Origin of the sequence: Rhodococcus sp. Q, assembly GCF_005503035.1 — a bacterium.
GTDB lineage: Bacteria > Actinomycetota > Actinomycetes > Mycobacteriales > Mycobacteriaceae > Rhodococcus_G.
Genome location: NZ_SCOY01000035.1, coordinates 1 through 20,492 on the forward strand (window position 1 = coordinate 1; position 20,492 = coordinate 20,492).

Below are 20,492 nucleotides of genomic sequence, written 5' to 3' on the forward strand. Positions count from 1 at the left end.
GGGCCGGGGGGTGCCGCTCGATGGGACCGCGGATGGCGGTTCGGGCCAACGTCGCGGGGTCGCGGGAGCGTCCGCGTCCCGACGCTGGGGGCTCCGGCTGTCGCCGAGTCGTATCCTCATCAGTCCTCGACGGCGGTGGTACAAGGCCAGAAACCGGATCTGGCAGGCTCGCCGTGGCATCGATTTTAGATGGTGTACGAGAGTGCGAATTCCGGTGGCCGGGGGTCGATTCCCTCGTGGATGGAGTGCGACCCGCTCGCGGCCCGATGTCCGTCTCCGGCATGACGCGGCGGGAGAAGAATCATCCTGCCGTGCGACGCGAGTGGCGCACCGTCGCTCGTAGGTTGAGGTAGTGATCAACACCAAGCGAATCAAAGGCAGCATCGCCGCATCGTCCCTGCTCCTCGGCGTGATGCTCGCGGCGACAGCATGCAACGTCGACCGCTTCGACGACAGCAAGGCATACAAGAAGACGGAGACCCACTCCTTCTCCACCGCCACCGACGGACGGCAAGTCCTGCCCGACTGGGTACCCCCCAACGCGACCGCCATCGACGAGATCGTCAGAACCACGGGTGACGAACGGATCCTCAGGATGAAGAGCAGTACCGAGGCCCTGGACCACCCGGGGTGCGCCGAGATCGACGGCTCCGATGTCCGCCCGCCGTCACTGTCGGCAAGTTGGTGGCAGTCCGGAGTCGAATCCGCCAGCACGGTGAAGTGCGGTGACTGGTACGTCGCACAGGCAGGTGAGTACCTGTTCGCCCACAAGCCGGAGGCGGTTCAGTTCATCCTGGACCAGCTCGAGGCGGACCAGTAAGCGCCTGCGGCCCTTCGTCGTTCCACCCTTCGGCCGGGTTCACTTGTAGAAGCCGTCCCGCAGGTTGATGCCGTGCTCGACCCACACCTTGAGTGCGGCGAGCATCCCGGTCCATCCCTGGCAGTTGCCGAAGGCGCTCGTCGCGCCCTCGTTGGTCGGCTGCCAGGACGACTCGGTGATGGTGACCCGGGTCCGGGTGTCATCGTCGACGGGCTCGAACTCGAACGTGGTGGTGGTCGTGCCGGACTCGGATGTGGTTGCGGTTCCCGCCCATTCGATGACGATGCGGTGCGGCTGTTCCGCGGCGACCACCGTCACGGGGAAGGCGCCCGGGAAGTCCGCGAAGTCCCAGGTGACGTCCGCGCCCGATTCGAGGCGTCCGCGCGCGCCGCCGGTGGTGAAGTACTGCGACAACTGATCGGGGTCGGCGACCGCCTCGTAGGTCTCTGCTGTGGGTCGCGAAACGTGGCCCGAGACGGTGAACGAGAGCTCGGTGAGGGTGCTGTGGTCCGACATGGTTCCAGGATTCACCTCCGAGGGCGCGGTGACCAGCCCCGTCCGACCGTGTCTCACGTCAGGCGCGAAAGGTCTTGCGGTAGGCGGACGGCGGCACACCGAGCTGCGTCGCCATGTGCTGCCGCAGGGAGGTCGCCGTGCCGAAACCGACATCGGCGGCGATGATGTCGATGGACAGGTCGGTGGTCTCGAGGAGTTGCCGGGCGCGGTCGACGCGGCGAGTGATGAGCCACTGGGTCGGCGTCGTCCCGACCTCGTCGGCGAACCGGCGCGTGAACGTCCGCACACTCATGTTGGCATGTCGGGCGAGACGGGAAAGCTGCAGCGGCTCGTCGAGTCGCTGCAGTGCCCAGTCGCGGGTCGCCGCAGTCGAATCCGAGGCATGTACCGGGACCGGGCGTTCGATGAACTGCGCCTGCCCGCCGTCCCGCCACGCCGGGACGACCGACCGCTTGGCGACCCGGGTCGCGACGTCGGCGCCGTGGTCACGGCGGACGAGGTGCAGGCAGAGGTCGAGTCCGGCGGCGACGCCCGCCGAGGTGACGACGTGACCCTCGTCGACGAACAACACGTCCGGGTCGACCTGCACCGCAGGGAACGTGCGCTGGAAGTGGTCGGTGTGCCGCCAGTGCGTGGTGGCGCGCAGCCCGTCGAGCAGGCCCGCGGCCGCGAGCACGTACGACGCGATGCAGATCGAGACGTAGCGGGCGCCGGGGCGGACGAACCCCAGAGCCTTCTCCATCTCCGGGGGCAGGTGCCCGTCCCGGGTGGAGCCGAGTTGGTATGTCGCGGGGATGACCACGGTGTCCGCGGTGGCGAGCAGTTCGGGGCCGTGGTCGACCGAGATCGTGAAGTCGGCTTCCGTGCGGACCGGTCCGCCGTCGACGGTGCAGGTCAGCACCTCGTACAGGGGCTCACCCGCCGTGTCCTCGGCCATGCCGAAGATGCGAGACGGAATGCCGAGTTCGAAGGGCACCACCCCGTCGAGTGCCAGGACCACCACACGATGCATGGCTCGATTCTTTCACACATTGACATTCAAGCCATTGGTTCGCGTCGGTCACGACCCACACACTGATTCCCGTGACCTCCGAGCTCGTGCCTCCACGCCCCACCTTCGCCCCGACTTCCCGGCGCCCGCACCCCGCCTGGTCGGTCGCCGCGGTCGCGTTCCTCGCGCTCGTCGGCGCGGCCGGATTCCGTGCGGCCCCGTCGATCCTCATCGACCCGCTGCACCAGGACTTCGGCTGGTCGCGGGCATCGATCTCCTCGGCGGTGTCGATCAACCTCGTCCTGTACGGCCTCACGTCGCCCTTCGCGGCGGCCCTGATGGAACGCTTCGGTATGCGCCGGGTCGTGACCGCGGCGCTGCTCCTGGTGTCGGCGGGCAGCGGGCTGACGGTGTTCATGACCGCGCAGTGGCAGCTGGTGCTGCTGTGGGGTGTCCTCGTCGGTCTCGGCACCGGATCCATGGCACTGGCATTCGTCGCGACCGTCGTCGACCGCTGGTTCGTCGCCCGGAAGGGTCTCGTCACCGGAATCCTCACCGCGGGTGGCGCGGCCGGACAGCTGGTGTTCCTGCCCGTGCTCGCAATGATCTCCGAGAGGCACTCGTGGCAGGTGGTGGCGTTGACCGTCGCATTCGCTGCACTCGCGGTGGTCCCGCTGGTGTTGCTGTTCCTGCGGAACCGGCCCTCCGACATCGGCGCCGTCCCGTACGGCGCCGGCCCCGACTTCGTCGCGCCCGAGGTGCAAGCGGCGTCCGGCGGCGCGGTGCGTCGCGCGTTGTCGGTGCTGGCGTCGGCGGCGCGGACCCGGGTGTTCTGGCTGCTGGCAGGCACATTCGCGATCTGCGGCGCCAGCACCAACGGACTCGTCGGCACCCACTTCGTGCCCGCCGCCCACGACCACGGCATGCCCACCACCGCCGCGGCGAGCCTGCTCGCGGTGATCGGCATCTTCGACGTGCTCGGGACCATCGCGTCGGGCTGGTTCACCGACCGCTTCGACGCGCGCAAGCTTCTCGGGACCTACTACCTGCTCCGCGGGATCTCGCTGGTGTTCCTGCCGATCCTGTTCGCGGAGTCGGTGCACCCGCCGATGATCGCGTTCGTCATCTTCTACGGCCTCGACTGGGTGGCCACCGTGCCGCCGACGGTTGCGCTGTGCCGTCAGCACTTCGGTGCCGACAGCCCGATCGTGTTCGGGTGGGTCCTGGCGTCGCACCAGATCGGTGCGGGCATCGTCGCGTTCCTCGCGGGTCTGGTCCGGGACCGGTTCGGCGGCTACGACGCCGCGTTCTTCGTCGCGGGTGGACTGTGTGCGATCGCGGCGGTGATGTCTCTCGCGATCGTCGGCCGAAGGCGGGAAGCCGTCGCGCAGTGAGGCTTACGCGAGGGCGACGGTGGTGATGCAGGTCGGGTCGTCCGGGCCGGTGCCGACGGTGGTCCGGCCGGTGCGCCCCTCGTACTCGACCACCACGTCGGCCTCGATGCCGCGGGGCAGCCACAGGCCGACGAAGCCGTTGTCGTAGGTGCGACTCGTCAGGTCCGCCAGCAGGGCACCGTCGGCAACGTTCGTGGCGGTCACCCGGATCGGCTGGTCCCGCAGTTCACCGAGACAGGTGGTGAGGCTGTGGAAGTAGCAGTCGTGGGTGTCGTTCACGTAGGGGGCGATCGAGAGGTAGAACTCGTCGTCGGGGAGCGCGACGGACGTTTCGGGGCCGTCGTTCTCGGAGAGGAGGACCTCGTCCGGCCGCACCGACGCGACGAGGCCGTCGGGCCGCTCCGCCACGGGAAGGGTGTCGAGTCGTTCGATCAACTCCTTTCCGCTCAGGTCGTCGAGTCTATTCGCCGCAAGCACATTCGTGGCCGGCGAGGTGGAGGCGGGCGAATCCGCAGGGGTGGACGAGCATGCCGTCAGAGCCAGTGCGCCGACGGTGGCGACAGCAGCGATCAGGGCCTTCGAGCGCAACGGTGAACGAGCCATGACCACACGCTAGCCGCGTGTCCGCTTTGTCTGTTGTCGGGGTGTGCCGCGAACTCCGCCTCGGGCCCGCGGATCATCTCGAACGAGACGTGGATCACTTGTGACCTGGGAGAAGTGCGGGATGTCACAAGATCAGTTCACGCTGCATTCACCGGCGGCGGCCCTCGATTCACTACCTTCGTGTGAAGGGGGTTCGCAGAGCAGCAGCCGCCCGAGGCTCCGGCCGACCCGTCCGAGATCGTCCGTCTTCTGCCCATGGAGGTGCCCATGACGCTCCTCGCAGTACTGACGTTGATCTTTGCCCCGGTGTGTGTGCTCGCTGCCTACGCGACCGTGTGCGCCGTGTTCCTGGTGGAACTGCGCCGCCGCGACCGTGAGCAACAGACCGAGCAGGCCCCGATCCGGACGACGCAGGACATCTCGCTGCGGTCGCGTCGCCGTCAGCCCTTCTCGGCTCCCAGGTCGTGGCGCTCCAGGAAGTCCAGCGCCAGGTCCGCGACCTCGCGCCACCCGTCGTCCGCGGCCAGCGAATGCCCGCGGTCCGGCAGCACCGAGTACTCGGTCGCGCCGGTGTTGCGCCTCTGAATGTTGTACTGGGACGCGACGATCGACTCCGGCGTCATGCGGTCGGCCCCGCCCGCGACCAGCAGCAGCGGACCCCGTGCGGTGCGGGTGTCGATCTTGGCGGGACTGCCGACCGCGACGTTGGCCAACGCGGCTTGGAACAGCGGCCGGGCAGGCGCCGGGATCGTGTGGGCGTCGAAGATCCGGTCCGACTCCTCGCGGGAGATCGCGTTCGCGAACGTGCGGTGATACGACTCCGGTGTGTGCGTCCAGGTCTTCTTCCGCAGCAGCGGATTCCGCAGGATCGGCATCACACTGCGCACCTGGTCGGGCGGGAGGCGGAGCACACCCTTGAACTGTGCGGGGGCGATCGCGACCGCTCCACGGGCCAGGCCGTCGCCGAGGAGCTTCTGCGCGATCAGCCCGCCGAAGGAATGACCGACCAGGATGGGAAGCGTCGGCAGCGCTTCGACGACGGTCCGGTAGTGCCGAGCGACCTCCGCGATGCCGACGCCGTTCAACTTGTCGGGATTCTCGCGCGTCGCCTCGGCCGTCTCCCCGTCCCCGGGCCAGCCGGGAGCGATCGGGATGTACCCGCGCGACGCGAACACTTCCGTCCACGGCTGCCAACTGCTCGCGTGCATCCACAGTCCGTGCACGAACACGACAGGGATCGGGTCGGACGCCATTTTCGTCTCCTCGGTCTCGGTGCCTGTCGAGCCTAGAGTGCCGACGTCGCTATCGTGACGCAGTGCGCTTCATCACGATCGTCCAGTCGTCCCCGTTCGTGCCGGTGTGGCTACGGATCCTGCTCCTGCTCGCCGCCGGAGCGCGGGTGTGGGGTGCGGGAATCTACTCCGGCTGCCACTTCGGGGGCAAGGACATTCGGATGGGCGTCGGCACATTCGTCAACCGCGGCGTGCTGTTCGACGGCACCGCGCCCATCACACTCGGCAGGCAGGTCGCAGTGGGCCACGGCGTCAAGTTCATCACCAGCACCCACGACATCGGACCGGAGGACGGCCGCGGCGGACGCGTCCGCAACCTGCCCATCACCGTCGGCGACGGCAGCTGGATCGGCGCGGGGGCCATCGTCCTGCCTGGGGTCACGGTCGGTCCGGGATGCATCGTCGGAGCCGGTGCCGTCGTCACCCGCGACTGCGAACCCAACGGCCTCTACGCGGGCAACCCCGCGCGCCGGGTACGCGACCTGCCGGTCGGGGTCGTGCGGACCTGAGTCGCGCTCAGGCGGATTTCTTCTTCTTCTTCCTTTTCGTACGTTTCTTCCGGGCTTTGGCCTTCGAGCCGCGACGGCACTTGTCCGTCGACGTCGCCGGTTCCCCAGCGGGCGGCTGGTCGGGGACCGCCGGGAGAAGCGAGCGGGCCAATTCGCGGCGCAGACTGGCCATCAGCTCGGGGGACCGGAGCAGGAACGTGGCCTCCTGCAGCGCGGTGTAGTGCGCGAGCGAGATGAGCACTGCACTGTCCGTCTTCCCGGCGATCTCGACGGCGACGGTGCCCGAGTTGACCTCCTGGACGAGGGACGCCAGGCGTTTGCCCGCGGACTTCACCGTGGTCGCCACCGCTGTCGACTCCGTTCGCCTTTCGAATTCTGTCGCCGCGCATCTTCGCATCCCCTGCCTCCGAATCGGGACGAGGACACGACGGTCGGACGAATCGTGAACGGTGCGGGTTGATAGAACTGGTCCCGTGACTCGACCCCGGATCTCGGCCCGCGCGGCAGGCATCGCCCTCGGATACGTGGCCGACCGGGTGTTCGCCGACCCGAGGCGCGGACATCCCGTCGCCGGTTTCGGTCGAGCGGCCGCCGCCCTGGAGCGCACCACCTACCGGGACTCCCGGGCCGCGGGGGCCTGCCACACCGCGCTGCTCGTCGGTGGCGTCGTCGGAGGTGCGGTCGTCGCGTCCCGCGCGGCCCGCCGGCTCGGCTGGGTGGGGGAGACGGCCCTCGTGGCGGCGGCGACATGGACCGCGCTCGGCGGAACGTCGCTCGCGCGGGTCGGCAACGAGATGGCCGATCGTCTGGGCGCCGACGACCTCACGGGTGCGCGCGAACTCGTCCCGTCCCTGTGCGGACGTGACCCGAATTCACTCGACGAAGCCGGGATCGCCCGCGCCACGGTCGAATCGATCGCCGAGAACACGTCCGATGCGACGGTCGGGCCTCTGGTGTGGGCGGCGATCGCCGGGGCGCCCGGCGTACTCGGATACCGCGCCGTCAACACCCTCGACGCGATGATCGGGTACCGGTCACCGCGCTACCTGCGCTTCGGCTGGGCAGCGGCCCGCCTCGACGACGTCGTGAACCTCGCCCCCGCGCGGCTGACCGGACTGCTCGCCGTCGCCTCCGCGCCCGCCGTCGGCGGTTCCCCCGCCGCGTCGGCACGGGCGTGGCGACGTGACGCGTCCGCTCACCCCAGCCCCAATGCGGGCGTCGCGGAGGCGTCGATGGCCGGAGCGCTCGGCGTGCGGCTCGGTGGCCGGACCGAGTACGCGCACGGCGTCGAGGAGCGCCCCACCCTCGGGGACGGTCCGTCCCCCCGGGTGGGGGACATCGCGCGGGTCGCGCGGCTGTCCGAGGTGGTGCAGGCCGGTGCCGCGGTGACCGCGGCCCTCTGTGTGGTGCTCGCTCAGCGGCGCTTGCCGTAGCGGTCGGCGAGCCTGGCCTCGGTCGCCGTCAGCGTGGCCGGCTCCGGCTCCGTCGACCGGCCGAAGCGGCGGCGCGGCAGCACGACGTCGTCCCGCTCGGGGTTCGTCTCGGCCGGCGTCTGTTCCACCTCGGAGGCGTCCGTGTCGGCGACGACGACGGTGTTCGCGCGTTCGCGGCGGCGCTCCCGGATCTCCGCGCGCACGAAGTACGCCAGACCCAGCGGGGCCATGATCCCGAACGCGAGCCACTGCAGTCCGTAGGAGAGGTACGGGCCGGCGTCGAGCTGGGGAAGCGGAATCGGGTTCAGCGCACCCGGCGCACCCGCAGGCAACTGGAACCACGCGTCGACCAGCGGCAGACCGACCACGTCACCGACCTGCCCGGCATCGAGGAAGTACACCTGGGGGACACCGTTCTCGATGATCGGGTCCTTGCCCGCGACGGTGCCCTCGGACACGCGAGCCCGGGCCGTGACGGTGACCTCACCGGACGGTGCGGCCTCGATCGGCGGCGCGAGGGTGCCCTGGACCGGTCGCACGTACCCGCGGTTGATCAGGATGATCTCGCCGCCGGTCAGACGCATCGGCGTGAGCACCTCGTACGCGGGATCGCCCTCGATCGAGCGCAGTCGAACCAGTGCCTCGTGATCCGGCAGATAGGTGCCCGTCGCCGTCACCTGCCGCCACTCGTCGTTGGCGGCGATCGGACCCGACTCGGGCAGGATCGACTCGACCGGAACCGGCTCCGCGTTCACGGACTCCTCGATCAGCGCGTTGCGGTGCTCGGTGCTGGTGTTCTTGCCCAGCTGCCACGGTGCGAGGACGGTGAAACACATGTAGGCGAAACCCGCCACGACGACGGCGAGCACGAGCCAGCCCGGACGCAGCAGAAATTTCAGCCTTCGCACGCCACCACGGTACTGGGCGTGCCGGGTGAGACCGAAATGTCGGTGTCCGGGATCACCCGACCGCCGTCAGAGTTGTTCGCGAACCCACTCCAGCAGGCCCGGAACGGCGGCCTCGATCTGCTCGCGAACCAGCTCGAAGTCCTCGCTGTCGCCGTAGTACGGATCGGGAACCGAATCGTCGTCGGCGTCCGGGTCGAAGCTGCGCAGCAGGCGCCGCCGTTCGGTCGGCACCCCGAGGTGGGCCAGCGCGCGATCGTGACCGGTGTCGAGCGCGACCACGAGGTCGGCGCCCAGATGATCGCGTCCGACCTGCGCGGCGCGGTGCCCGACCGGGTAGCCGTGCGCCGCCAGCACGGCCGTCGTCCGGTGGTCGGCGTCGTCGCCGACGTGCCAGTCGCCGGTGCCCGCGCTCGACACCCGGACGACGTCCGCGAGACCGGCATCGGTCAGGTGGCCGAGCAGGATCTTCTCCGCCATCGGCGACCGGCAGATGTTGCCGGTGCACACGAACGTGATGTGCAGCGTGGCGTCAGCGGGCATGCAGGATCGCCCCCAACTCGCCGACCGTCCGAGCCGACCACGCGGCGTCGTCGGCCTCCGATTCGGCGCCGTAACCCCAGTGCACGAAGACCGTCGGGATACCCCAGTGCGCGGCTCCGTGCACGTCGTGGACGCGGTCGCCGACCATCACGACATCGGGCGTGCCGCCGGGAACCGGGGTGACACCGAGCCCGCGCAACGCGTGCTCGACGACGTCCGCCTTCGCTCGCCGGGTGCCGTCCGCGGACGCACCCGCGACGACCTCGAAGTGCCCGGACAGGCCGAAGTGATCGAGGATCCGGACTGCGAACCGCTCGGACTTGCTGGTCGCGACCGCCAGCCGCGACCCCGACGCGGACAGTCCGGTCAGTAGGTCCGCGACGCCGGGGAACACTTCGTTCTCTGCCCACCCGATCCGGTCGTAGCGGTCGAAGTAGGCGGCCAGGGCGCGCTCTGCGTCCGCGTCGTCCAGGCCGACCGTGCGCAGGGTGTCCGCCATCGGCGGTCCGAGGATCAACTGCGTCAGGTCGACGTCCGGCTCCGGTGCGCCGACCGTGGCGAGCGCGTGCCGGAACCCGGTGACGATGCCGGGCGCGGAGTCGGTGAGGGTGCCGTCGAGGTCGAAGAGGGTGATCGCGGGAGAACGCACCCGTCCATCCTGCCTGGCTCCCAGGTCCTGCGCTCGACCGCCATACACTGCCGATCGTGGACACCCGAGCATCCGACGCCGTCGACCCGAACAGGTGGGGCGACGTCGACCTGCGCCACCACGGCGACGTCGACGCCGTACCCGGACTGCTCGACTTCGCCGTCAACGTGCGCGGCGATGGACCACCGGACTGGCTCGCGGCACGCCTCGCCTCGGCGGTGCCGACCCTCGGTCGCTACCCGTCCGAGCAGGCCGAGCGCGCCGCCCGCGAGCAGGTCGCGGCGCGTCACGGCCGCGACCCCGACGAGGTGCTGCTGCTCGGCGGTGGCGCGGAGGGATTCGCGATGCTGCCGCGGCTCGGGCCGCGGCTGGCGGCGCTGATCCACCCGTCGTTCACCGAACCCGAGTACGCGCTGCGCGAGGCCAGGGTGCCGGTCACGCAGGTGCTGCTCGCGCCGCCGTACCGCCTGAGCGGCGCCGCTGTCCCCGACGCCGCCGATCTCGTGGTGCTCGGCAACCCGACCAACCCGACGTCGACGCTGCATCCCGCCGCCGACGTCCTCGCCCTCCGCCGACACGGACGCCTCCTGGTCGTGGACGAGGCGTTCGGCGACGCGGTTCCCGGCGAGCCGGAGTCGCTGGCCGGCCGGTCACTGCCCGACGTCCTGGTGCTGCGGTCGCTGACCAAGACGTTCGCGCTCGCGGGCCTGCGGTGCGGGTACGCGCTCGGCGCCCCCGACGTTCTGGCGCGCATGCAGAAGGGTCGCGCGCACTGGCCGCTCGGCAGCCTGCAACTCGAGGCGATCAGGGCGTGCAGCGAAGCGGACGCCGTCGCGTGGGCCGATCGCGAGGCACGACAGATCGAGGTCGAACGGGCCGAGATGCTCCGCCTTCTCGCCGCCGCGGGCGTGGAGGTGGTGGGTCCGGCGCGGGCGCCGTTCCTGCTGCTGCGCGTCCCGGACGGCGAACTCGTCCGAAAGAAGCTGCAGGAGAAGGGGATCGCGGTGCGTCGCGGCGACACCTTCCCCGGGCTCGACCCGAACCACATCCGCGTCGCCGTCCGCGCAGCCGAACCGGCTCGCGCCCTGGTGACCGCACTGACGGAGGTACTGGCATGAGTGTTCCGCTGTCCGAGGTCATCTCGGCGCTCGAGGAGGCGTACCCGCCGCGGCTCGCGCACAGCTGGGATTCCGTCGGCCTCGTCTGCGGCGACCCCGCCGACTCCGTCGACCGGGTGATGATCGCCGTGGACGCGACGGCCGCCGTCGTGGACGAGGCGCTGGCGTGGGGGGCGCAGCTGCTGCTCGTCCACCACCCGCTGCTGCTGCGTGGCGTCGACACCGTCGGTGCCCACACCCCCAAGGGTGCCCTGCTGCACCGGCTGATCCGGGGCGGCTGCGCTCTGTACACGGCGCACACCAACGCCGACTCCGCCGACCCCGGAGTCTCCGACGCGCTCGCGCAGGCACTTGGTTTGACCGTCACCGGACCACTCGACCAGGCGGCGTCGGAACCGCTCGACAAGTGGGTCGTCATGGTCCCGTCCTCCGACAGCGCCTCGGTCCGGGACGCACTGTTCGCGGCGGGCGCGGGCGAGATCGGCGACTACAGCTGCTGCAGCTGGACGGTCACCGGCACCGGCCAGTTCCTCCCCGGCGACGGCGCGACCCCCACGATCGGAGCGGTCGGACGCGTGGAGCAGGTCACCGAGGACCGCGTCGAGGTCGTCGCACGCCGGGCGCTGCGGTCGCGGGTGCTGGCCGCGTTACGCGCCGCGCACCCGTACGAGGAGCCCGCGTTCGACGTCGTCGAACTCGCCGACACCGGGTCGGCACTCGGCATCGGCCGGGTCGGGGAACTGCCGGAACCCGAGACGCTGCGCGAGTTCGCCGCCCGCGTCCGCCGCGCACTGCCCGAAACCGCGTGGGGTGTGCGGGCCGCAGGCGACCCCGACACCGTCGTGCGCACCGTCGCGGTGTGCGGCGGCTCCGGCGATTCCCTGCTCGGCGCGGCACGCGCGCGCGGCGTCGACGTGTACGTGACCGCCGACCTGCGGCACCATCCCGCCGACGAGCATCTGCGCGGTGGTGGTCCGGTGCTGGTCGACGTCGCGCACTGGGCCAGCGAGCAGCCGTGGTGTGCGCAGGCGAGCGGCATCCTCGACGCCCGGTTCGCCGACGTCGACGGCTGGTCCACGGTGGTCTCCGAGGTCCGGACCGATCCCTGGACCCTCGGCCTCTGACCACCGCTCCCGCGGGGCGAGAGGAACCGGACGCGGGTTGGGCAGGGCGAGGGTTCCCCTCGCCCGGGTGGAGGAGAGGGCCGGGGCGGTAACGTATGCGGAACCCTCCACCCCCCGAACCACAAGCAGGAGCGATGCCCGCGTGAACGTCGACCCCCGGATCCAGGCCAAGCTGCTCGACCTCGCTGCGGTCGACACCGAGCTGACCAGGATCGCGCACCGCAGGCGCACCCTCCCCGAGCAGGAGGAGGTCGAGCGGCTCGAAGCCGACCGGGTGGGACGCAAGGACGCCGCCGTCGCCGTGCAGATCGTCCTCGACGACCTCGACCGCGACATCAGCAAGCTCGAAGGCGAGGTCGACGCGGTTCGCAAGCGTGAGGACCGCGACCGGAAACTGCTCGAGAGCGGCACCGTCGGCGCCAAGCAGCTCACCGAACTCGAACACGAACTCGGCAGCCTCACACGCAGGCAGGCCGCGCTCGAAGAGGACCTGCTCGACGTGATGGAGCGGCGCGAGGCCACCCAGGCCGACTACGACCACGCCGGCGGCCAGGTCGACCAGATCGACGACGCCCTCGTCGACGTGACCCGTCGCCGCGACGACGCGCTCGCCGACCTCGACGCCGCCCAGCAGCGCTGCGACGCCGACCGGACCGCTCTCGTCGCCGAATTCCCCGAGGACCTGCTCGCCGTCTACGACCGTCAGCGCAGCGGAGGCGGAGTCGGTGCGGCGCTGCTGCAGGCGCGCCGCTGCGGCGCGTGCCGGATCGAGATCGACCGCGGCGAGTTGACGCGGATCGCGGCGACCGCACCCGACGTCGTCGTCCGATGCCCCGAGTGCAGCGCGATCATGGTGCGCACCAAGGAATCCGGTCTGTGACCGCTGTTTCCCACGTCCGGGTCGAAGCCGACGGTGGATCGCGCGGCAACCCCGGTCCCGCAGGTTACGGCGCAGTCGTGTTCGACGCGGACACCGGTGCCGTGCTCGCGGAACGCCGCGACTTCCTCGGCGTCGTCACGAACAACGTCGCCGAGTACAACGGCCTGATCGCCGGCCTGACCGCGGCATCCGACCTCGGCGCAGGCGTCGTCGAGGTCCGGATGGACTCCAAGCTCGTCGTCGAACAGATGTCGGGACGCTGGAAGGTCAAGCATCCCGACATGATTCCGCTGGCGCAGCGCGCCCGGGAACTCGCGTCCGGGTTCGATCGCGTGACCTACACGTGGATTCCGCGGGCCGAGAACTCGCACGCGGACCGGCTCGCCAACGAGGCGATGGACGGTGCAAATCAGCCCGAGGCTTCGCCCGTGGACGGTGCAAATCAGCCCGAGGCTTCGCCCGTGGACGGTGCAAATCAGCCCGAGGCTTCGCCCGTGGACGGTGCAGCTCAGCCCGAGGATGTCCCCGAGGTCGGCCCGGTGCCCGCCGCGGTCGAGAAGACGCCGACCGCGCCCGGCTGGACCGGCGCCGTCGGGAAACCGACACGCCTGCTGTTGCTGCGACACGGCCAGACCCCACTGTCGGTGGAACGTCGCTACTCCGGACGCGGCAACCCGCAGCTGACCGAGGTCGGGCTGGCGCAGGCCGCTGCCGCCGCCGCACGTCTCGGCGGCCGAGGCGGTGTCGCGGCAGTGGTGTCGTCGCCGCTGGGCAGGGCGAGGCAGACAGCGCAGGCCGCAGCCGACGCACTCGGTCTTCCGCTCACCGTGCACGAGGGCCTGACCGAAACCGACTTCGGCGCGTGGGAAGGGCTGACGTTCCGGGAGGCCTCCGAGCGTGACCCGGACCTGCACCGCGCGTGGCTCGGCGACACGTCGATCCGGCCGCCGGGCGGCGAGAGCTTCGACGAGGTCCGCGTCCGCATCGAGGAGGTCCGGGCCGACCTGATCCGCGAGTACCCGGGTCGGAACGTCCTCGTCGTCTCGCACGTCACCCCGATCAAGACGCTGCTGCAGCTGGCGCTCGACACGGGTCCGTCGCTGCTGTACCGGCTGCACCTGGACCTCGCGTCGCTCTCGATCGCCGAGTTCTATCCCGACGGGGGAGCCTCCGTGCGGCTCGTCAACGACACCTCCCACCTGTGAGGTCGAACGCCGGATCGTGAGGTGTGGCGCGCCGGTGACCCCTGACCGGCTCGGCAGCGCTGGCGCCGCTACGTGGACCGGAGGATCATCACGACGAGGCCGCCCACCGGCCCTGCAGAGGGCCGTAGCGGCCGGTTGGCGGGGACCAGCGGAGTCGTGCGTCCACGGGAGGGAGTGATCGTGTCCACGAGCACCCGGGTGGCTCTCGTGACCGGAGGTTCCGGCGGGATCGGCAGGGCCGTGGTCGAACGGCTCGCCGTGGATCGTTTCGCGGTTGCCGTCCACTACGCGGGGAACAAGGCGCGGGCCGACGAGCTGGTCGAGCAGGTGACCGACAGTGGAGGTCAGGCGCTCGCAGTCGGCGGTGATGTAGCCGACGAGACCGCAATGAAGGCGGTGTTCGACGCCACCGAGCGTGTGTTCGGCGGACTCGACGTCGTGGTCAACACCGCCGGGATCATGGTCCTCGCCCCGATTGCGGACCTGAATCTCGACGACCTGGACCGGATGCACCGCACCAACATCCGCGGCACCTTCGTCGTGTCTCAGCTGGCGGCGCGCACCGTTCGGAAGGGCGGGGCGATCATCAATTTCTCCACGTCGGTCACCCGGACGAAGTTCCCGAACTACGGTGCGTACGCGGCCAGCAAGGCTGCGGTGGAGGCGATGACGCTGACCCTCGCCCGAGAACTGCGGGGCCGGGACATCACGGTGAACGCCGTCGCGCCCGGACCGACGGCCACACCCCTGTTCCTGGACGGCAAGGACGACAGCACGATCGCAGGCCTCGCCGCGGCCGTCCCGCTCGAACGGCTGGGCCGTCCCGAGGACATCGCGGAGACAGTGGCCTTCCTCGCGGGTCCCGCACGGTGGGTCAACGGGCAGGTCCTGTTCGTCAACGGCGGGCTCGCGTAGCGGAACGGGACCCTCCGCGGGAGGACGGACGGGGCACCGCGCGAAACCGCGTCTTTAGCGTGAGTAACATGGTCGGGGTGACCTTGCTGCTGACCAGTCGACGCTTCGTCGACAACTGTCTGCAGTCGAGCGCCGTCTGTATCAGCTGACCCCGGTCGACTCTCGTGTCCCGGGCGGCCGTGTTTCCTCACCGGCCGTAGGAATCTCCTTCCGCATGTCAGCTTTCCCCGCGCACCACGTGTGATTCGTGCTGCGCGTCCTCAGAAAGGTCCGCCGAATGTCGGCCTCCACCAGCGCCCCCGCCGGGCGACGTCTGCCTGCCTGGGCGACGTCCTTCGGTACCCAGATCGTGATCGGCCTCGTCGCAGGCGTCCTGATCGGTCTGATCGCCCGCTCCATGCCCGATGCCGCCGACGGCAACCCGAACTGGCTGGTCGGCACCATCACGACCATCGGATCGAGCTACGTCGCGCTGCTCACCGTCGCGGTGATTCCGCTGGTGTTCACCGCGATCGTCAGCTCCATCGCCAACCTCCGACAGGTCGCCAATGCCGCCCGGCTCGCAGCCCAGACGCTGCTGTGGTTCGCGATCACCGCGCTGATCGCCGTCGTCATCGGCATCGTCGTCGGCCTGCTCGTCCAGCCCGGAGCGAACACCACCGTCGACGCCGCCACCGCCGCCGCGCCGAAGTCGTCCGGCTCGTGGTGGGCTTTCCTGACCGGACTCGTACCCCAGAACTTCCTGGCACTCGGAGCCAAGACCACCGTCACCGATTCCGGGGCAGCGACCACCTCGCTGAGCTTCAACGTGCTGCAGTTGCTCGTCATCGCGATCGCGATCGGCATCGCCGCCCTCAAGGTGGGGGAGAAGGCCAAGCCCTTCCTCGACTTCAACGCCGCGCTCCTCGCGATCGTGCAGAAGGTGCTGTGGTGGATCATCCGGCTCGCGCCGATCGGCACCGCTGCGCTCATCGCCAAGGCCGTCGCCACCTACGGATGGGACGCGCTCGGACAGCTCGGCTGGTTCACCGTCGCCGTCTACGTCGGCCTCGCGCTGGTGTTCTTCGTCGTCTACCCGATCCTGATCCGTGTGCACGGACTGTCGGTGCGCCGGTTCTTCTCCGGCGTGTGGCCGGCCACGCAGTTGGCGTTCGTCTCGCGCTCCTCGATCGGCACCCTCCCGCTCACCGAGCGGGTCACCGAACGCAACCTCGGCGTGCCACGTGAGTACGCCTCGTTCGCGGTGCCGCTCGGCGCGACCACCAAGATGGACGGCTGCGCCGCGATCTACCCGGCGATCGCCGCGATCTTCGTCGCCCAGTTCTACGGCCTCGACCTGACCCTGACCGACTACCTGCTGATCGTCGTGGTCGCGGTGATCGGTTCGGCGGCCACCGCGGGTACCACCGGCGCGACCGTCATGCTGACGCTGACCCTCTCGACGCTCGGCCTGCCCCTCGCGGGTGTGGGTCTGCTGCTGGCGGTCGAGCCGATCGTCGACATGGGCCGCACCGCCGTCAACGTGACAGGTCAGGCGCTGGTCCCGACGATCGTCGCGAAACGGGAGAACATCCTCGACGAGGACCTGTACAACGCCGAACGCAACGGCGACCCGTTCGCGGACGAGGACGTCGAGCCCGCAGCGCCGGTCGAGGCCCGGGAAGCCGTCCACGCCTGACTCTCTCCCGTGAGTCCTTCGGCCCTCGAGTGGGCCGAGGGACTCACGGGCCCAGCAGCTTGCGGAGGGTGCGCAGGTTCCGGTTCGTCGTCGTCGACTTGTACTTCGCCTTCCCCGACAGCTTCCCGAACGGACTCTGCAGGGTCTGGCCGCGTTCGACGTGCCAGTACAGGACGCCGTCGCCCGGTTGCAGCGCCTCGTCGCCGAGGGCGAGACCGTCGGCGGCGGTGAACATGTCGGTGAGTGCGGCCGGGTCGGACGACAGCAACACGTACGGATGCCAGCCGTCGCGGTCGGCGTCGAACGGGAACTCGTCGACGATCCGCGCCAATGTCGGCTGGTCGACCAGCACGATCCACGCGTCGTAGCCGAATCGTTCGCGCAGCGCCGCCTCGATGTCGGTCTTGATCGCCGCGGTGTCCGTGCGGTCGGAGTCGAACAGGACGTTGCCCGACGCCAGAACGGTTGTCACGTCGGTGAACCCGATGGCGGCGATCGTGTCCTTGAGGTCGGCCATCTTGATGTTGATGCCGCCGACGTTCACGCCCCGAAGCAGGGCCACGTACCGTGTCATTCCCCGACCCTAGTGCCGGGTAGTCTGTACGGGCGGACGAGTTGGTCGGACGGCCGCGGCGAAGGGAACCACGCGCGTCGGCGTGCAGGCCCGGCGCCGAGGAAAGTCCGGACTCCACAGAGCAGGGCGGTTGCTAACGGCAACCCGGGGTGACCCGCGGGACAGTGCCACAGAAAACAGACCGCCGGCGCGTGAGCGTCGGTGAGGGTGAAACGGTGCGGTAAGAGCGCACCAGCGCCCCGGGTGACCGGGGCGGCTAGGTAAACCCCGCCCGGAGCAAGGTCGAAGGCCGCACCTCACGGTGCGGCTGCGCAGGTGTTCGAGGGCTGCTCGCCCGAGCCTGCGGGTGGACCGCTCGAGGTACCCGGCAACGGTGTGCCCAGATGGATGGTCGTCGCCCGGCGCCTCGCGCCGGGAACAGGATCCGGCTTACAGACCAACTCGTCCGCTCACACACCTCCGGTCTCCACAGACAACTGTGCCCCCGTCCGTCGACGGGGGCACAGTTGTCTGTGTGGAGCGATCAGATCGGGTTGACGACCAGAAGGGTCGCCCAGTGCTTCGCCTCCTGCTCACCGACATGCGGCAGCAACGTGTCGAAGAGGATGTAGGACATCGGCTCCATGGTTGGTGGTTCTCCGTTCAAGGTTCGTCGCGACACAGCCGATCCAGGACAGATCGAAGGGCACGGTCAGTCGAGGGGGAGTCGACGGACCGTGGACCGCTGCGGCCGTAAGAGTCTCACGGTTGTGACTTCCGCTCAAGGGGACTGGAAGAAATGTTGCCCTCCCGGCCGGAAATTGTTCGTGAGCGGGTCCGCAGGCGATGGAGCACACTGGAGGAATGAGCGACGACGACAAGTGGTACTACTGCGTTTCGGACGGGTCGGTGCGTCAGGGCAAGGACGCTCGCGGGCTGGATCGCATGGGGCCCTATCCGGATCGGGAGACGGCCGCGCGGGCCCTGGAGATCGCCGCGGAGCGGAACCGCGCGGCCGACGACGCCGACCGCGACTGGGAGAACTGACCGGATCGGGCGGCGCTGCGGCGCGCGAATCGGTCGTAGGCTCCGCCCGTGACTCTGCGAATTTCCGCCCCCGGCATCGACTTCGACGCGATCAGATCCGAATTCTCCCTGGACGGCGGATTTCCGGTCGCCGCACTGGCAGAGGCCGACGGCGCAGTGGACCGGTGTGCGCCCGGTCGGGTCGACCGCACCGATCTGCCGTTGGTGACGATCGATCCACCGACCTCGATGGATCTGGACCAGGCACTGCACATCGAGCGCACCGACACCGGATTCGTCCTGCACTATGCGATCGCCGACGTCGCGGCGGTGGTGCGGCCGGGCGGCGCACTCGACACCGAGACCCGGCGGCGCGGCCAGACGTTCTACCTGCCCGACGGCTCGGTTCCCCTGCATCCCCGAGTGCTGTCGGACGGTGCCGCGAGCCTGCTCCCGGATCAGGTGCGGCCCGCGGCGCTGTGGCGGATCGACCTCGACGAGACGGCGGAGCCCGTTGCCGTCGACGTCCGTCGCGCGTCGGTCAGGTCGGTGGCCCGGTTCGATTACGCGGGAGTGCAAGCGGATTCCGATCGCGGGACGCTGCATCCGTCGATTGCCGCGCTCCCCGAGTTCGGTGCGCTGCGGCTCGCGTCGGCCCTGCGACGCGGCGCGATCGAACTCAAACTTCCCGAGCAGGCGGTGGTCGCCGACGGCGGGGGCTGGCGGCTCGACGTCGAGCCCCGGACGGCGGCCGACGACTGGAACGCCGAGGTGTCCCTGCTTACCGGGATGTGTGCCGCCCGCATCATGCTGGACGCCCGCATCGGACTGGTGCGGACACTGCCTCCCGCCCCCGCGGACGCCGTGGCGGCGCTGCGGCGATCCGCGCGGGCGCTCGGACTGAACTGGCGGGCGGACGTGTCGGTGGGGGTGATGCTGGCGGGTCTCGATCCCAACACCCCGGACGCGTTGGCGATGATGAGCGACGCGACGACACTGCTGCGCGGCGCGGACTACGCGGCGTTCGACGGCGCGGTCCCGACCCTGACCGTGCATGCGGGGATCGGTGCCCCCTACGCGCACGTGACCGCGCCGCTGCGGCGCCTGTCGGACCGGTTCGCCACCGAAGTCTGTCTCGCCGTGTGTGCGGGAGACGAGATACCGCAGTGGGTTCGACAGGCGTTGCCGTTGTTGCCCGGCGTGATGCGCGGTTCGGATCAGTTGGCGGGCAAGGTCGACCGGGCGTGCGTCGACCTCACCGAGGTCCGTGTGCTCGCCGGGCGCATCGGCGAGACGTTCGACGCCGTCGTCCTCCGGTCCGCGGACCGCAAACGCGACGCGGAGGTGTTCGTCGCCGATCCGATCGTCATCGCGCGGTGCACGGGAAACCCACCCGAAGGCGAGCGCGTGTCGGTGCGGCTGATCGCGGCGGACGCCGAGTCTCGTCGGGTGCAGTTCGAGTACGCGGCCTGACGATCAGAGCGCCGACGTCAGCCGGCGGACCGTGCGCAGGACGTCCCGTGCCGCCGCAGCCGCCTGGTCGGCCCGGTCGGCTTCGAGGGCGGCGACGACGCCGTAGGTGAAGGTGTCCTCGCCCGCGGCCCGCGCCCGATCGGCTGCGGCGAGGACCTCGCCGCGCGCGACGACCGCGTCCTGATGGGTGCCCAGGACCGTCTGCAGTTCCTCCGCGGCCGACGCCACTCTCTTCGCCCGGGGGCGGGACGCGGTGATCGCCTCGGCCGCGTACCGCAGCGCCTTCGAGCGCTTGCGGGTGCGGTGCAGCGCGCTGTCCGGACCGGGGTCGCCCTTGTGGCCCCGCAACCCGGCCTTGCGGCCCGCCTTGACGACCCGCCGATGAGCGCGGCGTACCTCGTCGCGCGGCCGCCCCGACGATCCCGGCTGCGCGCAGAGCGCGTCCAGGTCCGTGAGGAGCGCGTGGAATCGGGGAGTCGCCAACGTCGCCACCGCCACGTCGTGGGCGCTGCGATAGCGCTCACGGTAGGCGTCGACCAAGCGGTACCGCACCGTGCCCCGGACCAGTTCGGACGGCACGGTGTCCAGCACGTCCGCGAAGTGGTCGGCGAGCACCTCGGCGTCCCGCGCGTCCCCGAGAACCGTCCCGAGCCACCGCAACTCGTCCCGCAGCGCGGCCGAGTCCGGGAACACCGACGCGTACGTCCCGAGCACACTGCGCAGCCTGCGCGCCGCGACCCTCATCTGGTGCACGGAGTCGGGTTCGTCCTCCCGCACGGCGTCGGCCGTGCTGGACAGCCGCGCGCTCAACGCACGTGCGTTGTCGAGCACGGCCGCTCGATCCCTCTGTCTGTGTGAGCCCACA

Annotated in this window: 22 protein-coding genes and 1 other RNA gene; 13 read left to right on the forward strand and 10 right to left on the reverse strand. The window is 70.2% G+C overall.

What is annotated here, in order from left to right:
* The first annotated feature begins 352 nt into the window (after positions 1 to 352).
* Positions 353 to 820, forward strand: a complete 468-nt coding sequence (locus tag FFS72_RS22380; protein WP_137876007.1) for a hypothetical protein — start codon at positions 353 to 355, stop codon at positions 818 to 820.
* 39 nt (positions 821 to 859) lie between these two features.
* Here the strand turns inward: FFS72_RS22380 and FFS72_RS22385 are convergent, their stop codons facing one another.
* Together FFS72_RS22385 and FFS72_RS22390 are read right to left on the reverse strand one after the other, a co-directional pair.
* Positions 860 to 1,336 (reverse strand): SRPBCC domain-containing protein, encoded by a 477-nt coding sequence (locus FFS72_RS22385; RefSeq protein ID WP_137876008.1) that lies wholly within the window; start codon positions 1,334 to 1,336, stop codon positions 860 to 862.
* Between the two features lie 58 nt (positions 1,337 to 1,394).
* A complete protein-coding gene (locus FFS72_RS22390) occupies positions 1,395 to 2,348 on the reverse strand; it encodes a GlxA family transcriptional regulator (RefSeq protein WP_137876009.1) in 954 nt (317 codons plus the stop codon).
* Between the two features lie 71 nt (positions 2,349 to 2,419).
* Here FFS72_RS22390 and FFS72_RS22395 point away from each other — a divergent pair, with 71 nt between their 5' ends.
* Positions 2,420 to 3,721: an MFS transporter gene (locus FFS72_RS22395; protein ID WP_171018787.1), complete on the forward strand. Its 1,302-nt coding sequence runs from the start codon at positions 2,420 to 2,422 to the stop codon at positions 3,719 to 3,721.
* Positions 3,722 to 3,724: 3 nt separating this feature from the next.
* Here the strand turns inward: FFS72_RS22395 and FFS72_RS22400 are convergent, their stop codons facing one another.
* Entirely contained in the window at positions 3,725 to 4,324 is a 600-nt protein-coding gene (locus tag FFS72_RS22400; RefSeq protein WP_137876011.1) for a CueP family metal-binding protein, read from the reverse strand.
* A gap of 440 nt (positions 4,325 to 4,764) precedes the next feature.
* Positions 4,765 to 5,577: an alpha/beta hydrolase gene (locus FFS72_RS22405; RefSeq protein ID WP_137876012.1), complete on the reverse strand. Its 813-nt coding sequence runs from the start codon at positions 5,575 to 5,577 to the stop codon at positions 4,765 to 4,767.
* Positions 5,578 to 5,639: 62 nt separating this feature from the next.
* On the opposite strand from FFS72_RS22405, the gene FFS72_RS22410 reads away from it, so the two are divergent.
* Positions 5,640 to 6,125: an acyltransferase gene (locus FFS72_RS22410; RefSeq protein ID WP_137876013.1), complete on the forward strand. Its 486-nt coding sequence runs from the start codon at positions 5,640 to 5,642 to the stop codon at positions 6,123 to 6,125.
* Between the two features lie 7 nt (positions 6,126 to 6,132).
* On the opposite strand, the gene FFS72_RS22415 is transcribed toward FFS72_RS22410, so the two are convergent.
* Complete coding sequence (locus tag FFS72_RS22415) at positions 6,133 to 6,471, reverse strand: type II toxin-antitoxin system Phd/YefM family antitoxin (protein WP_249353466.1); 339 nt, start codon at positions 6,469 to 6,471, stop codon at positions 6,133 to 6,135.
* 127 nt (positions 6,472 to 6,598) lie between these two features.
* On the opposite strand from FFS72_RS22415, the gene FFS72_RS22420 reads away from it, so the two are divergent.
* Positions 6,599 to 7,558, forward strand: a complete 960-nt coding sequence (locus tag FFS72_RS22420; RefSeq protein ID WP_137876015.1) for a cobalamin biosynthesis protein — start codon at positions 6,599 to 6,601, stop codon at positions 7,556 to 7,558.
* Here FFS72_RS22420 and FFS72_RS22425 read toward each other — a convergent pair.
* The 3 genes from FFS72_RS22425 to FFS72_RS22435 form a co-directional block, all read right to left on the reverse strand.
* On the reverse strand, positions 7,540 to 8,466 hold the full coding sequence (locus FFS72_RS22425; RefSeq protein ID WP_137876016.1) for an SURF1 family cytochrome oxidase biogenesis protein: 927 nt from the start codon (positions 8,464 to 8,466) through the stop codon (positions 7,540 to 7,542). The two genes, FFS72_RS22420 and FFS72_RS22425, sit on opposite strands and share 19 nt — an antisense overlap.
* 66 nt (positions 8,467 to 8,532) lie before the next feature.
* Entirely contained in the window at positions 8,533 to 9,006 is a 474-nt protein-coding gene (locus tag FFS72_RS22430) for a low molecular weight protein-tyrosine-phosphatase (RefSeq protein WP_137876017.1), read from the reverse strand.
* Positions 8,996 to 9,655 (reverse strand): HAD-IA family hydrolase, encoded by a 660-nt coding sequence (locus tag FFS72_RS22435; RefSeq protein ID WP_249353467.1) that lies wholly within the window; start codon positions 9,653 to 9,655, stop codon positions 8,996 to 8,998. The genes FFS72_RS22430 and FFS72_RS22435 overlap by 11 nt, the downstream gene beginning before the upstream one ends.
* A 56-nt stretch (positions 9,656 to 9,711) precedes the next feature.
* Here FFS72_RS22435 and cobC point away from each other — a divergent pair, with 56 nt between their 5' ends.
* The 6 genes from cobC to FFS72_RS22465 all read left to right on the forward strand — a co-directional run bounded on the left by cobC (position 9,712) and on the right by FFS72_RS22465 (position 16,575).
* Positions 9,712 to 10,773 carry an Rv2231c family histidinol phosphate aminotransferase CobC gene (gene cobC / locus FFS72_RS22440; protein ID WP_137876019.1) on the forward strand — a complete coding sequence of 354 codons (1,062 nt, stop codon included), beginning with the start codon at positions 9,712 to 9,714 and terminating at the stop codon, positions 10,771 to 10,773.
* Positions 10,770 to 11,897: a Nif3-like dinuclear metal center hexameric protein gene (locus FFS72_RS22445; protein WP_137876020.1), complete on the forward strand. Its 1,128-nt coding sequence runs from the start codon at positions 10,770 to 10,772 to the stop codon at positions 11,895 to 11,897. Before cobC ends, FFS72_RS22445 begins: the two co-directional genes overlap by 4 nt.
* Before the next feature lie 142 nt (positions 11,898 to 12,039).
* Entirely contained in the window at positions 12,040 to 12,777 is a 738-nt protein-coding gene (locus FFS72_RS22450) for a zinc ribbon domain-containing protein (protein WP_050064945.1), read from the forward strand.
* Positions 12,774 to 13,982, forward strand: a complete 1,209-nt coding sequence (locus FFS72_RS22455) for a bifunctional RNase H/acid phosphatase (RefSeq protein ID WP_249353468.1) — start codon at positions 12,774 to 12,776, stop codon at positions 13,980 to 13,982. Before FFS72_RS22450 ends, FFS72_RS22455 begins: the two co-directional genes overlap by 4 nt.
* 177 nt (positions 13,983 to 14,159) lie before the next feature.
* The gene (locus tag FFS72_RS22460; RefSeq protein WP_137876047.1) at positions 14,160 to 14,897 is read left to right on the forward strand and encodes an SDR family oxidoreductase; all 738 of its coding nucleotides are present in this window, start codon (positions 14,160 to 14,162) and stop codon (positions 14,895 to 14,897) included.
* 277 nt (positions 14,898 to 15,174) lie between these two features.
* Entirely contained in the window at positions 15,175 to 16,575 is a 1,401-nt protein-coding gene (locus FFS72_RS22465; protein WP_137876022.1) for a dicarboxylate/amino acid:cation symporter, read from the forward strand.
* A gap of 43 nt (positions 16,576 to 16,618) precedes the next feature.
* On the opposite strand, the gene FFS72_RS22470 is transcribed toward FFS72_RS22465, so the two are convergent.
* A complete protein-coding gene (locus tag FFS72_RS22470; protein WP_137876023.1) occupies positions 16,619 to 17,149 on the reverse strand; it encodes a DUF1697 domain-containing protein in 531 nt (176 codons plus the stop codon).
* 37 nt (positions 17,150 to 17,186) lie between these two features.
* On the opposite strand from FFS72_RS22470, the gene rnpB reads away from it, so the two are divergent.
* From rnpB to FFS72_RS22485, 3 genes are all read left to right on the forward strand, one after another.
* Positions 17,187 to 17,597, forward strand: an RNA gene (gene rnpB / locus FFS72_RS22475) — RNase P RNA component class A.
* 395 nt (positions 17,598 to 17,992) lie between these two features.
* Positions 17,993 to 18,175, forward strand: coding sequence for a hypothetical protein (locus tag FFS72_RS22480; protein ID WP_137876024.1), 183 nt, complete (start codon positions 17,993 to 17,995; stop codon positions 18,173 to 18,175).
* A 48-nt stretch (positions 18,176 to 18,223) separates the two neighbouring features.
* On the forward strand, positions 18,224 to 19,627 hold the full coding sequence (locus FFS72_RS22485) for an RNB domain-containing ribonuclease (RefSeq protein WP_249353469.1): 1,404 nt from the start codon (positions 18,224 to 18,226) through the stop codon (positions 19,625 to 19,627).
* 3 nt (positions 19,628 to 19,630) lie between these two features.
* Here FFS72_RS22485 and FFS72_RS22490 read toward each other — a convergent pair whose 3' ends face one another.
* Complete coding sequence (locus FFS72_RS22490) at positions 19,631 to 20,458, reverse strand: CHAD domain-containing protein (protein WP_171018788.1); 828 nt, start codon at positions 20,456 to 20,458, stop codon at positions 19,631 to 19,633.
* Between the last annotated feature and the right edge of the window lie 34 nt (positions 20,459 to 20,492).